This window comes from Streptosporangium album, assembly GCF_014203795.1.
In the GTDB taxonomy this organism is placed as follows: Bacteria; Actinomycetota; Actinomycetes; order Streptosporangiales; family Streptosporangiaceae; genus Streptosporangium; species Streptosporangium album.
In genome coordinates this window covers 2,141,559-2,154,116 of sequence record NZ_JACHJU010000001.1, presented here as the reverse complement: position 1 = coordinate 2,154,116, position 12,558 = coordinate 2,141,559, and the positions used below count along the sequence as shown (strand labels likewise).

At 67.4% G+C, this 12,558-nt stretch carries 11 protein-coding genes and 1 pseudogene; 7 read left to right on the top strand and 5 right to left on the bottom strand.

The features are described from left to right. Positions 1 to 18: 18 nt before the first annotated feature. Positions 19 to 1,050, bottom strand: a complete 1,032-nt coding sequence (locus tag FHR32_RS10100; protein ID WP_184754068.1) for an aldo/keto reductase — start codon at positions 1,048 to 1,050, stop codon at positions 19 to 21. A 171-nt stretch (positions 1,051 to 1,221) separates the two neighbouring features. Between FHR32_RS10100 and FHR32_RS10095 the strand changes: the two genes are divergently transcribed. Together FHR32_RS10095 and FHR32_RS10090 are read left to right on the top strand one after the other, a co-directional pair. Continuing rightward, positions 1,222 to 1,530, top strand: a complete 309-nt coding sequence (locus tag FHR32_RS10095) for a hypothetical protein (RefSeq protein ID WP_312882222.1) — start codon at positions 1,222 to 1,224, stop codon at positions 1,528 to 1,530. Positions 1,531 to 1,775: 245 nt separating this feature from the next. Further along, on the top strand, positions 1,776 to 2,816 hold the full coding sequence (locus FHR32_RS10090) for an FUSC family protein (protein WP_312882221.1): 1,041 nt from the start codon (positions 1,776 to 1,778) through the stop codon (positions 2,814 to 2,816). A 153-nt stretch (positions 2,817 to 2,969) separates the two neighbouring features. On the opposite strand, the gene FHR32_RS10085 is transcribed toward FHR32_RS10090, so the two are convergent. The 3 genes from FHR32_RS10085 to FHR32_RS10075 all read right to left on the bottom strand — a co-directional run bounded on the left by FHR32_RS10085 (position 2,970) and on the right by FHR32_RS10075 (position 7,770). After that, entirely contained in the window at positions 2,970 to 4,151 is a 1,182-nt protein-coding gene (locus tag FHR32_RS10085) for an McrC family protein (RefSeq protein ID WP_184754066.1), read from the bottom strand. After that, positions 4,148 to 6,334, bottom strand: a complete 2,187-nt coding sequence (locus tag FHR32_RS10080; protein WP_221465343.1) for an McrB family protein — start codon at positions 6,332 to 6,334, stop codon at positions 4,148 to 4,150. The genes FHR32_RS10085 and FHR32_RS10080 overlap by 4 nt, the downstream gene beginning before the upstream one ends. 284 nt (positions 6,335 to 6,618) lie before the next feature. Then, complete coding sequence (locus tag FHR32_RS10075; protein ID WP_312882219.1) at positions 6,619 to 7,770, bottom strand: RNA-guided endonuclease InsQ/TnpB family protein; 1,152 nt, start codon at positions 7,768 to 7,770, stop codon at positions 6,619 to 6,621. Between the two features lie 25 nt (positions 7,771 to 7,795). Here FHR32_RS10075 and tnpA point away from each other — a divergent pair, with 25 nt between their 5' ends. The 3 genes and pseudogenes from tnpA (at position 7,796) to FHR32_RS10065 (ending at position 9,091) form a co-directional block, all read left to right on the top strand. Further along, positions 7,796 to 8,224 carry an IS200/IS605 family transposase gene (tnpA, locus tag FHR32_RS10070; RefSeq protein WP_184754065.1) on the top strand — a complete coding sequence of 143 codons (429 nt, stop codon included), beginning with the start codon at positions 7,796 to 7,798 and terminating at the stop codon, positions 8,222 to 8,224. A 425-nt stretch (positions 8,225 to 8,649) separates the two neighbouring features. After that, positions 8,650 to 8,823: pseudogene (locus FHR32_RS42920) on the top strand (DUF6461 domain-containing protein); the annotation flags it as partial. 58 nt (positions 8,824 to 8,881) lie between these two features. Continuing rightward, positions 8,882 to 9,091, top strand: a complete 210-nt coding sequence (locus FHR32_RS10065) for a GNAT family N-acetyltransferase (protein ID WP_184754064.1) — start codon at positions 8,882 to 8,884, stop codon at positions 9,089 to 9,091. 48 nt (positions 9,092 to 9,139) lie between these two features. Here FHR32_RS10065 and FHR32_RS10060 read toward each other — a convergent pair whose 3' ends face one another. Continuing rightward, positions 9,140 to 9,721 carry a TetR/AcrR family transcriptional regulator gene (locus tag FHR32_RS10060; RefSeq protein ID WP_246466076.1) on the bottom strand — a complete coding sequence of 194 codons (582 nt, stop codon included), beginning with the start codon at positions 9,719 to 9,721 and terminating at the stop codon, positions 9,140 to 9,142. A 109-nt stretch (positions 9,722 to 9,830) separates the two neighbouring features. Here FHR32_RS10060 and FHR32_RS10055 point away from each other — a divergent pair, with 109 nt between their 5' ends. Both FHR32_RS10055 and FHR32_RS10050 read left to right on the top strand, forming a co-directional pair. Then, the gene (locus FHR32_RS10055) at positions 9,831 to 10,601 is read left to right on the top strand and encodes an ABC transporter ATP-binding protein (RefSeq protein ID WP_221465342.1); all 771 of its coding nucleotides are present in this window, start codon (positions 9,831 to 9,833) and stop codon (positions 10,599 to 10,601) included. Continuing rightward, on the top strand, positions 10,586 to 12,550 hold the full coding sequence (locus FHR32_RS10050) for a hypothetical protein (protein WP_184754062.1): 1,965 nt from the start codon (positions 10,586 to 10,588) through the stop codon (positions 12,548 to 12,550). Before FHR32_RS10055 ends, FHR32_RS10050 begins: the two co-directional genes overlap by 16 nt. Positions 12,551 to 12,558 lie beyond the last annotated feature (8 nt).

Genomic DNA, 12,558 nt, shown 5'->3' with positions numbered 1-12,558 from the left:
CAACGCTCACCCGACCGATCAACTGGGAGGGTTCAGGACACGCGAGCGCTGCTGGATGCCCGGTGTGCCGTACGGATAGTCGGACACGATCGGCGAGCTAGCCTCGGTGAGCAGGTCTGTCTCCTTCTCGGACAGGTGCAACTCGGCGGCGCCGAGGTTGTCGTCGAGCTGTTCGAGCGTGCGTGCGCCGAGGATCACTGACGTGACCGCGGGCCGGCCCGCGACCCAGGCCAGCGCCACTTGTGACATGGACACGCCACGCACCTCGGCGACCTGCCGCACCGTGTCGATGACCTGCCAGGTGCGCTCCTGCGCGTTGCGCGGGGCATAGGCCTCCATGCCGCGCTGCGGGTCCTCGCCGAGCCGAGTCGCGCCGGTCGGCGCATGGTCACGCGTGTACTTCCCCGTCAACCAGCCACCGGCCAGCGGCGACCACGGCAGGATCCCGATGTTCTCGTTGCGGCACACATCCACCAGCTCGAACTCGATGTCACGCACCAGCAGGTTGTACTGGGGCTGCAGCGTCACGATCGGCGCGAGCCCACGGAACTGCGTCAGCAGCGCCGCCTTCTGCAACTGCCAGCCGAGGAAGTTGCTGACACCCGCGTAGCGGATCTTGCCTGCGCGCACCGCGTCGTCGAAGAAGCCGAGCGTCTCCTCGATCGGGGTCAGGGGATCCCAGGCGTGCGCCTGGTAGAGGTCGACGGTCTCGACCCCGAGCCGCCGCAGACTCGCTTCCAACGCCCGGGACAGGTTGGTGCGGGTCAGGCCCGCATCATTGGGCCCAGCCCCCATCGGGAAGCGTCCCTTCGTCGCGATGACGAGCTGATCCCGTAGCCCCGACCGGGTCGCCAACCAGCGACCAACAATCTCCTCGGACAATCCTCCGGAGTACACATTGGCGGTGTCGATGAAGTTCCCCCCGCGCTCAACGAACCGGTCGAGCTGAGCATGCGACACCTCCTCGCTGCTCTCCTTGCCGAACGTCATCGTGCCCAGGCACTGCGAGGACACCACCGTGCCGGTGCTGCCCAAGGTGCGGTACTCCATCGCTCTGCCTCCTTCGACGAGATCCATATCGGAGTCTGCGCGACTCGGATTGAGCTGTCCAACAGAAGAAACCGATCCATTCGATCGTCAAGAACGATGAATCCCGATGCCTGGTCAACTCGAATACGTCGTGGCTGCCCTCTCTGTCAGACTGCTGTGAGACATAGACGTATGAGTCCTTTTGATGTGAAGCAGGGCGAGACCTACGGCACGGCCAATGACGGCAGGCTGTTCCGCACGGCCAATGACGGGTCCTACTCCAGCTCGGCGCACTCCTACGTCTGGCAGGAGGCGCGGAAACTCGCTCTGCCCCCGGCTCAGGTGGAGTCATTGTTGGCCGCCCGGCCGTACGACCTGCGCCATGCGGCCGTGTCGCTCTGGCTGAACGCGGGCGTGCCGGCTATCGAGGTGGCCAAGCGGGCCGGTCACAGCGTGGACGTTCTGCTCCGTGTCTACGCCAAGTGCACGGACGGCCAGTAGGACCACATCAACGAAAAGATCAATAACGCCCTCGACGAGTGACCCGCCCTCGTCCCCTCCTCGGCCCCGGTTTCGTGCCATCCGCCCCAGAAGGCTGTGGCCACCCGGACCTTCGCCGAATGGTCCGAATCATAAGAACTCGGAGCAAATGTGATCCTAATGTCATAAAGATCCGCCATCGTGGAGGAGTGCGAACGTGGCTCAGTGATCAAGTTAGGAAACGGCTGGGCACGTTTGGCCCGATTGTGCCCTCCATCGCGCAGTGTGCCGTGGGCGCCGCGCTGGCCTGGATCGTCGCCGTTCATCTGCTCGGCCACGCTCATCCCCTCTTCGCGCCCATCTCCGTGATGATCTGCGTGGGTGTGGGGCTCGGGCGGCGACTGCGCAGGGTGGCCGAGCTGGTGGTCGGCGTCAGTCTGGGCGTGGGCATCGGCGACCTGCTGGTGTCCTGGATCGGCTCGGGTCCCTGGCAGATGGCGCTCGTGATCGCGCTGGCGATGACCATCGCGGGGCTGCTGAACAGCGGTGAGCTGTTCGTGTCGCAGGTCGGGTCGTCCGCGGTGCTGGTCGCCATGCTGGTGCCGGGCGAGGACGTCGGCGGGCTGGACCGGATGGCCGACGCGCTCACCGGCGGCGTCATCGGCATCGCCGCGGTCGCATTGCTGCCCGCCAGCCCGCTCACCATCGCGGGCAAGCATCTGTCCGGCGTGCTCGACGCCCTCTCCACCGTGCTGGAGCAGGCGGCGGAGGCGATCGAGAAGTGCGATATGGACCTGGCCGCCGAGGCCCTGGAGTGCGGACGCAGGACCCAGACGGCGGTCGAGGAGTTCGAGGCGGCGCTGGAGAACAGCAAGGAGATCATCATGATCTCGCCGCTGCGCTGGCATCACCGGGCCAGACTAACCAGGTACGAGACCGCCGCCGTACCGGTGGACCTGGCGCTGCGCAACGCACGGGTGCTGGTCCGCCGCACGCTCGCGGCGCTGGGTGAGGCCAGCCCGCCACCGGCCGCGCTGGCCGAGTCGCTGCGCGAGGTCTCAGAGGCGGCGCTGCTGCTCCAGCTCGAACTGGGGGCTGGGCGCGAACCGATGCTGGCCAGGCAGGCGTTGCTCGCCGTCGCCGCGCGGGAGCGGCCCAAAAACCTGGGCTTCTCCGCGAACGTCACCATCGCGCAGCTGCGCTCCATCGCCGTCGATCTGCTCGAGGCGACCGGGATGGACCACAACGCGGCCTCGGCCGCGCTGACCCCGCTGAACGAGCCGAGCGACGAGAGCACGCGCGGCTGAGGCACGAACAGCCCGTATGAGGGGAGGCTCAGCGGGCGGTGCGGAAGGCCGCCGAATCCACGAAGGTATCCGCTGTCACGTCTCCGTCCACACGCCCGGGGATAGATTGATCTCGTCGGGTGACGGGCTCGACCAGGTCACCCTCGCTGGTCCTTAGGAACGTTCCGTCAGGCGCCCGAGCAACGCGGCTACGGCGTTTTCCAGGTCGGCGGGCTCCTGGTCGAGGTCCAGGACGTGTACGTGCACCCTGATATCCGAATTCTTGATCTGGTACGGCTCCGCTGACGGCGTCCCGGAGGCGTAGACGAGGTGCCCGTCGGTGAGGCCGAGAGCGATGCAGTAGGAGATCAGCTGAAACAGATGCCCCGTTGGCGGAGCACCATCCAGCGTCCGATACTTCGCGTCGACGACCACTTCGGGCCGCCCGTCGCGACAGACGAGGATGTCGGGCTGGAAGAGCACTCGCCTCTGCTGATCGAGCCGGTGCCCCTGCTGGGCGACGCAGCGCAAGCCGTACGGCAGGAGCACGGTGGTGAGTTGCCGGGTGAGGAAGCGTTCGAAGATCTGGGGCATGTTCAGGATGAACCCGTCGATCTGTATCGCCCGCGAACCCTCCTGCTGAAGTGAGGCTCCGGAAAGGAGCAGCTCGGCCAGCCGGAGCGCGGGGACATATCGCTCGTTGAGCCGGGTTGGTCGCCACGGCGGCAGCGGTGCCCCGGGGTGGACGGGGACAACGCCGACCAGCCGCGCGCTCAGGTGTCGCAGCATCGCGAGCGTGGCGTCCGCGACATCAGGCAGGGTCTGGGCGAGCTCGATCGCGCCGAGCAGGATCTGGTTTTCGGGGATGTCGGCCAGGTAGTCGTCGTAGGCGACCTCGATCGCGGTGGGCAGCCCCATCCGGCGGCTCAGCTGGGCGCTGGTGCGGATCCGGCCCCGCACGACGGTGAGAGCGTCCTCGCGGTAGACATAACCGTGCAGAACCCCGCCGCGAAGCACACGCTCCGCGGCACGGGCGAACACGGTGGCCAGTGCGGGGACGAGTAGGTCGTCGGTGGCGGCGGTGATCTGGCGGTGTCGCCAGACGTCGTCGTGCCCGAGCAGGCCGAGCAGCCGCCGGACAGGCAGTTTCGGCCGGACGCGCATCTCGATGGCGCCGTCGCCGTGGCCCAGCCGTACGATCCCAACCCGCTGGCGCCCCGCGAGCCGCCACAGCCCGCCCCCGGTCGGGGTGATGGTGACCAGGCCGGGGACCGTGGCCAGCGTGGCGACCTGCGCCGGGGTCAGAGCCCGAGGCGGGCCGGCTGTGGCCTCGGCGAGGTGGAGACGCAGAGTCACGGCAGGGTGTGGCCGAGCGCGGCGAGCAGGACAGGGAGGCCGTACCTGGCCTCGATGTCGTCGAGTTTGCCGTAGAGCTGGTCTTCCAGCAGGGGCAGGAGCTCAGCCGCCCAGATGAGTTCCAGCCCGCGCCGGGTGGCCACGTCGGGCGTCATCAGGTAGGAGGGGCCGACGGCGCGGTCCGGGTCGTTCAGGCGGCGGTTGACCTCCTCCAGCAGGAGCGCGGGTAGGACGGGGAGCCGCTCGCGCTCCAGCCAGCGGCGTAGCAGCCCGTCGACTGGTGGCCGGTCGGGGGCCAGGGCGCGGAAGACGAACCGACGGCGCATCGCCGCGTCGATCAATGCCACCGAGCGGTCGACGGTGTTCATCGTGCCGATGACGAAGACATTCTTGGGCAGCTTGAACGGCTCGTCCGGCGAGTACTGCAGGGTGATCTCGTGATTCCGGTACTCCAGCAAGAAGTACAACTCGCCGAACACCTTGGCCAGATTGGCGCGGTTGATCTCATCGATGACCAGGACATACGGCCGGTCCGGCTCCTTCTCGGCGGCTTCCACGGCGTTCTTGAACGGGCCGGGCACCAGGTCGAAGCCGATCGTGCCGTTCTCGCCGAGCCGGGGGCGGAAGCCTTCGATGAAGTCCTCGTACCCGTAGGAAGGATGGAACTGCACCAGGCTGGTGCGATCGGGACCGGCCAGCGCCTCACCGAGCTTGGTGGCCAGGTAGGTTTTGCCGGTGCCGGGCGGGCCGTACAGGATCATCTGCCGTTTGGCGGTCAGCAGGTCGGCGGTCTCCTGCAGCCAGTCGAGCGGCATGAGCAGGTCGTCGGCGAACGCCTGGGTGAGTGCTGGGACGATCAGGCCGCGGGTCTCGTCCTTGGCCAGCACCTCGTCGGTGAGCTGTTCCTCCAGTCCGGCGCCGGTGGCCAGCGCCGCGATCACGCTGGTCAGCTCGCCGATCGTCATCGCGGTCTTGAGCTTGGCCTGGGCTTCCTCGGGGAGGGTCTGGCGGCTCATGGCGGTGGGGTTCCACTTGGTCGAGCGGCGGCGAGCCAGGCCACGGCCGGCGGAATCGTCGTAATACGCGTCGCCGGTGATGGTGCCGACATAGACGGCGTCGCCGTCGACGGTCGCGATGAGATCACCGGGTTGGAAGCCGCTGAGGAAACGCCACAGCTGCCCAGCCGCGACGTCCTTGCTGCCTTGTTTGGCGTCGGGAAGCCCGGCGGCGACAGCGTCCTTGACCTGCTGTCGGGACGCGCCGGCCGGTAGTTGTTCGATGTCCGAAAAGCTGACTGAGCAAAAGCTCTCGGCCAGCCACAGCGGGATCGCGTTGACGCCGTCGACGTTGGCCCCACGCACCAGCCAGCCCTTCTGCGGCCGCGGTGGCGGAGGCGGCTCCCAACGAGACCGCCAGGGCTCGTCGTAGAAGCTGAACTGTCCGCCGTGTTCTGCTTCGATCTGCTGGCGGATAGCATAGATGTCACGGTCGAAATCCCCGGTCGGCTCGGCCAGCCGGTCGGCGAAGGCATCCCGGATAAGCTGCTTGTTGCGCTCGACCGAGACCGGGGCGAACACCTCGGGGAACAGCAGAAACAGCAGCACGTGGAACTGGGCGCGGGCTCGCGACTTGCCGTCGTAGTCGGTGAGCACCGATTCGGCCAGGTCCCGGAAGCGCCACGGATCCCGCAGAGCCGATTCCCGTTCGTCGAGCGGTAACTTCACCAACAGCCGCGTGAGGCGGATGAGGAAGGCGAACTGGGCCCAGCGGTAGTTGAGGAACGCCTGGCCACCCTTCATGTAGCCCGGTGAGGCCGCCGCAGCCAACGCGTCGGGCACCCTCACCTGGAAGGATGCCCACGACAGCACGCTGTCCAGGATCTCGAATTTACGATTGACGCCGATTGTGGCCGGGCTCAGCGGCATGACGTTGAGATAGAGCAGTTCGGCGGCAAGCACGATCGCCGCGTCGCCGCCCTCGGAGATCTGCCGTTTGAGCTTGACCAGAAACTCGTCAGATGACTCGTCGAAGTTCTCCACGAACCGGCGGAACAACTCGTCCGCGGCCTCAGGCGTCCAGGCGCGCAGGCCGGAAGCGAACGATGACTCCCCGGTCAGAACACCACCTTCGACTACCTGGCGTGCCGCGCGGCACACGATCACGCCCTGTTCCCGATCCACCATGAGTCCCTTCTGGGTAACCTCGTCTCCTACACATCCCCAGGCGGCCCGCGTGGCGTTACACAGGGTTGATCAGAAGGCGTTTCTGCTCTCCGCCGATGGTCTGGCAGGAGGCCCGACGACGGGCCTTCACCGCCGGGCAGGTCGCCTGCCCGCTGGCGGCTCGGCTGTACGACCTGAGGCATGCTGCGGTCTCGCTCTGGCTCAATGCCGGAGTTCCTCCAAGTCAGCTTCTCGGCCCCGAAGGGCCGAGCTTGCAGCTCCTCACCGTGCATGGGGTGCACGGTTCAGGCCGCGTCGTCGGCAGCGTGACTCACTGCCCATCCCGCCTCACCGCGCGCGGCGATGTTGCGGGCTGCGTTCACGTCGGCGTGCTCAGCGAAGCCGCACGACATGCATCGGAAGGCGGCCTGATCAGGCCGGTTCTTCTTCGAGATGTGGCCGCATGCCGAGCACCCCTGCGAGGTGTAGGCCGCGTCCACGTACACCACCGGCACTCCGGCTCGGGCCGCCTTGTAGGTGATGAAGGAGCCGAGCTGGTGGAAGCTCCATGAGTGCAGCGTGACCCGCTGGGGCTTGCGGAGCCGTACCCGCTCGCGGATCCCGTGGAGGTCTTCCAGGGCGATCCCGCGTCCGGTGCGTTCTGCCTCGGTCACGATGCGTTTGGCGATCACATGGTTGGTGTCGGCGGCGAACCGGGCTTCCTTACGGCGGCGCCGCTTGAGTAGCCGCTTGGCGGATTTGGTCTTCTTGGCCTGCAACCGGCGGCGCAGTTCCCGGTTGCGGTGCCGGACCGCGTTCAGAGCCCTCCCGGTGTGCCGGGTCCCCTCTGAGGTGGTGGCGATGTTGGCGATGCCCAGATCCACGCCGAGGAATCCATCCGGCTCGGCGAGCGGGACGTCGGGGAGGTCACAGGTGGCGATCAGGAACCACCTGCCGTCCCGCAAGACCAGATCCGACTCGCCCCGGCGATGGGCACTCAGCATCGCCCGTTGCTGGTCGGAGCAGATGAACGCGACACCACGCAGCCGCCCGGCCGTCGTCCAGATCGACACCGTGCCCGCCTGCAGCTGCCACGATAGACAGCGATCGTCGTAGGGCTGGGCGGCATGCGGGCGAAAGGCGATGGGTTTGTTCTCGGCGCGGATCCGGCGTGGCGAGGTCGGCGGTCCCAGGTTTCCGGCCCGCAGATTCGCCTTCAACGTGGTGTAGGCGTCGGCGACCTTCTTGATCACATGCTGGGCGGCCTGGGCACCCAGGCCCCGCTCCTTCAACGTCGCATAGGTCTGCTTGCGCAGGTCGTATTCGCGGGTGATCCCGGTGGTGAACGCGGTGCGCGCGACGAGATCGGCCGCTTGGTTGCACTCGCGCAGGGTCACCTCCAGCGCCGCCGCCTGCTCGAGCGTTGGCAGGAGCTTCACCTGCACCACCAGTTTCACAATCGAACACACTATCATTTGGCCCATGTCACCACGATGGGAACCGAACCCCGATATCCGCAGAGGCCGGACCGTCATCTACAGCCTCCACGCCCACTTGGTCTTCACACCCAAGTATCGGCGCGAGGTGTTCACCGACGAGATCCTGCGCCGCTGCGAAGACATCATGATCGAGGTATGCGACAACTTCGGCGCCGTCCTGGTCGAATTCAACGGCGAGCACGATCATGTGCACCTGCTGGTCCACTACCCGCCCAAAGTCGCCCTGTCGGTCCTGGTCAACTCCCTCAAAGGCGTCTCGGCCCGGCTCCTGCGTAAAGAGTTTGGCCCGCACGTCCGCCAATACCTGTGGGGTGGGCGCTTCTGGTCCCCGTCGTACTTGGCCGCTTCCTGCGGCGGCGCCCCGCTGTCGATCATCAAGGAGTACATCGAGAACCAGAAACGGCCGGGCTGAGCTGCTCACAAGGACCAGCTGTCACGGCACCGCCCGGGCCCGGAGGCCCTCCCGCGCTGTCGTTTCCTCCCGGGCGTAAACGCCCGGGGTTCCACGCCAGATCACGCTGAAGTTGCCCAGCGCGCCGGACACGGTGTTGATGTCCTCCTGCGCGTCTACGCCAAGTGCATCGACGGCCAGCGCTCCCGTGCCAATCGGCAGATCTCCGATGCGCTCGACGACTAACCTTCAGCGCTTCCATGAGGCCCCAGCTCCTGCTGGGGGTGGTACGCCGATGAGTCGCGGCGTCATCTGTTGCCGACTGTCGGCACCACCCGGTGCGAAGGTAAGTCCGGGTCAGTGAGTTCGGGCACTATGGCCGGTCAGACCCTCAGGGGCGCAGCGAACGCCTGGATGGGACGTGTTTGTCGGGAGCGGATGCGAGCATGAGCGCCACTGCTGCTCAGTACGCCTGGTTCTGCAATCAGTTCTCCCATCTGGCTGAGGCGTACTGCCTGACGCTGGTGCGCGGGCTCACTCCACAGGAGTTCCTGGCACGACTCGGCGCTCAGGCCGAGGCCGTTCCCCGGCACCTCGACGATTTCTTCGAACCCACCTTTGAGATCTGGGACAGGCACGAAGGTGACGCTCTGTTCGTCGGCGCCACCACCGTGTCCGGTGTTCGTCCACCCCGACAGCCGCGGACAAGGGATCGCGCGTGCCCTGCTCACCGACATGGTCGCCGACTGGCCTGCAGCATGGTTGATCACCTCAACCGAGGCGCCCGCAGCCGGCCTCTACCGGAACATGGGTTGGCGCGAAGCCGGCCACCTGGCCGGTTCCTCCCGGCTGCCCCTGGCGGTCTTCACCCATCGATCCAACCGCTGACGTCGATGGACTCGACCCATGCCCTGGAACTTCGGCTCGCCCTCCGAATCAACGCCTGGGTCCCATCCCGGCGAAGAGGGCCTCGATCACGCGGTCGACGTACTCGTGCGTCAGTGGCTCTTGGATGATCAGGGCCCGGAAGTACAGCGGACCCGACAAGATGCCCATCGCCAGGTCCAGGTCGAAGTCGGGCGACAGTTGACCTTGATCGCGGGCAGCCTTCAGCCGGGCGACGGTCATTTCCGCCTGCGGGGTGATGAAGTGGTCATTGAGCGCTGCGGCGACCTGGGGATTGAGTAGTGCCTCACCGATCAGGGCCCGATACAACGGGCCCAATGGCGGCCGGTCCAGCAGATCAATGGCCATGTGGATCTGCTCACGCAGGTCGGCAACGACGTCGCCGGTATCGGGGTAGTCCAGACCAGGCCTGTTCAACGACAGGAGCGAGTCGAGGAACAGGGCGCCCTTGGACGGCCAGCGGCGGTAGATCGTGTGCTTGCCGACGCCGGCGCGGGCCGCGACCGCTTCGATGCTGAGCTTGGCGTAACCGATCTCCTGGCCTAGTTCCAGCGTGGTCCGCATGATGGCTTCGGTCCGGCCGGCGGCCTTGGCGCTGCGCTTGTCGGTCATGCCATCACCGTAGCGGAACGGCACGTGCCGTATTGACAACTCCGGCTGCCCTGCAGCAGGATTCAGGACGGCACGGCACGTGCCGTTCTGATTGAGGGAAAGGGGACCGTTGAGATCACCAACCACTGATCCGGCGATTCGGCTCACCGGTCTGGTCAAGACGTTCGGCCGCCGGCTCGTGGTCGACCGCATCGAGCTGGAGGTGCCGAGCGGATCGTTCTTCGGTCTGGTCGGCCCCAACGGCGCGGGCAAGACCACCTCGTTGTCGATGGCGGTGGGATTGCTCCGGCCAGATGCGGGCCGAGCCGAGATCTTCGGTCTCGACGTATGGGACGACGCCTCCCGGGCCAAGGAACTGATCGGCGTGCTGCTCGACGGGCTGGCCATGCCCGAACGGCTGACCGGTCGTGAGCTGCTGCGTTTCACCGGCCTGCTGCGCGGCATGGAGCCGGAGGAGGTCGAGCGGCGGGCGGGTGAACTGCTGGAGATCTTGGAGTTGGACACGGCCGAGCGCGCCCTGGTGATGGAGTACTCCACCGGTATGCGCAAGAAGATCGGCCTGGCCACGGCACTGCTGCACGCGCCGAAGTTGCTGGTACTGGATGAACCGCTGGAGGCCGTCGACCCCATCTCGGCCGCCACCATCAAGGTGATCTTGCAGCGGTTCGTGCGCGGCGGTGGCTCGGTGGTGTTCTCCAGCCACGTGATGGCCGTGGTCGAGCAGTTGTGCGACCACGTGGCGGTGATCGCCTCCGGCCGGGTCGTGGCCTCGGGCCCGTTGCAGGATGTGCGGTCCGGCCAGAGTTTGGAGGAGCGGTTCGTGAGCCTGGTCGGCGGCCAGATCCCCGAGGTGGGTGAGCTGGCATGGTTGTCCTCCTGATCAAAATGAAACTGACCGTGCTGCGGCACTCCATGACCGGCCGGCGTGCCGCCCAGATGGTCACCGGCGCTCTGACCGGGCTGGCTCTCGCGGCGGGTCTGATCGTGCTCGCGGGGCGCGACTATCAGGTCGCGTCGCTGCCGTTCGACCTGCTCGGCGCGGGTTTCGCCCTGTGGACCGTGGGTTGGCTGCTGGGCCCCGCGCTCTTCGGTGGCGGCGATGAAGCGCTGCGCCCCGAGCATTTCTCGCTGCTGTCGTTCACCCCTCGCCGCCTCGCGGCCGGACTGGCGGGGGCCGCCTTTGTCGGTGTCGCTCCCGTTGTCACACTCGTGGCCTTCGCCGCGCTCGTCGTGGTGGCCGTCAAAGCCGAACTCGGCACGGTGGCCACAGCGGTCGGCATGCTCGCCGTCGCTCTCCAGCTGGTGGTGTGCGTGCTGGCCTCCCGGCTGGTCACCGCGGCACTCGGCCAGGTCATGCGGTCCAAGACGGGCGCCGCGCTGGCCGCCCTCATCAGCGCCGCCATCCTGGCCGCCCTGCACTCCAGCTGGGTGCTGTCGCCCCTCGTGCAGGCCGCCCTGCGCACCGGCTTCCCCGACTCCTTCTCCACCTGGGTCAGGGCGCTGCCCTCCGGCTGGGGCCTGGTCGCCGTGCGGGCGGCCGGGCAGGGCCAATGGCTCACGGCGGCCGCTGCCCTGGCGGGGCTGGCCGCACTCGGCGTCGTCTGTCTGTACGGCTGGGCCGGCCTGCTGAAGCGGCGGCTGACCACCCGGCGCGCGAGCGGACGCCCAGCCAGGGTTACCTCCAGCGGCTGGGCCAGGAGCCCGGTGACCGCGGTCGCCGCCAGGGAACTGCGCACCTGGTCCAGAGACCTGCTGCGCTTCCACTACCTGTGCTTCGCCCTGTGCTACGCGCTGGTGTTCTGCCTGCTGCCGCTGGCCATCGGCGCATCGATCTTCCTGCCCTGGACCGGTCTGGTCTTCGCCCTGTGGACCGCCGCCATCTCCGCCAACCTGTACGGCGAGGACGGTACCGAGCTGTGGGGCAAGATGATGATCCCCGGCGCCGCGCGCCTCGACATCCGCGGCCGTCAGCTCGCCTGGCTCCTGGTCACGGCGCCGCCGACCGTCGTCCTCACCGCCGCAGCGCTGGCCCTCACCGGCCACTACGACCTGTGGCCCTGGCTGGCCGCGCTCGTCCCCGCGCTGCTGGGCGGCGGTGCGGGCGTCACCGTGCTGGTGTCGGTCCTGCGGCCGGTCCCCATGACCGACCCGCACCGCAGAGGCGGCAACCTGCTGGAGAACGGCACCGACTTCACTCAGGTGCTGCTGGTACTGCTCCTCACCGCGGCGACCGCCACCCCCGCCTACTTCGCGGTACGGCTGGGCCCGGTCTGGGCGGGACCAGCCGTGGGTCTGATCAGCGGTGCCGCGCTCACCTGGCTGCTGGGGCATCTCGCCGCGGCCAGACTCCAGTCGAGCGCGCCCGAACTTCTCCTGCACCTGCGAACCGGTATCCCACCCAAGCGGACGCGACCGGCCCTTCGCCCGCTCCCGGCTCTGGAACCGGGCAGACCGCACCTGCCGAAACCCGGCCTAGGCCTGGAAAGGCTCGGCCTCGACCTGGCCCCGGCGGGTCTGCGTACCTACGTCATCGTGAGCTTGACCTTGTGCTGGGTGCCTCTGGGGGCCCAAGGCATCGTGCCCGCGCTCATGCTGATCACCGGCGAGGTCACCCGATCGTGGTTTTTGGCCCTGTACCTCCCGCAGCATCTCCAATGGCCCACCATCATCGCGATGATCGCTCTCGGGCTCATCCTGCTGACGACCGGGCTGGGAATCGGCCTCTACTACCTGGCCAAGTCACGGCGAGACGGCGTCGAACGGGACTGTACGGATTTCGGCTCTATCGCAGATTCGGCGGTGACCGAACGTCCTGCTGCGTCACGGTGAGTTGTGCG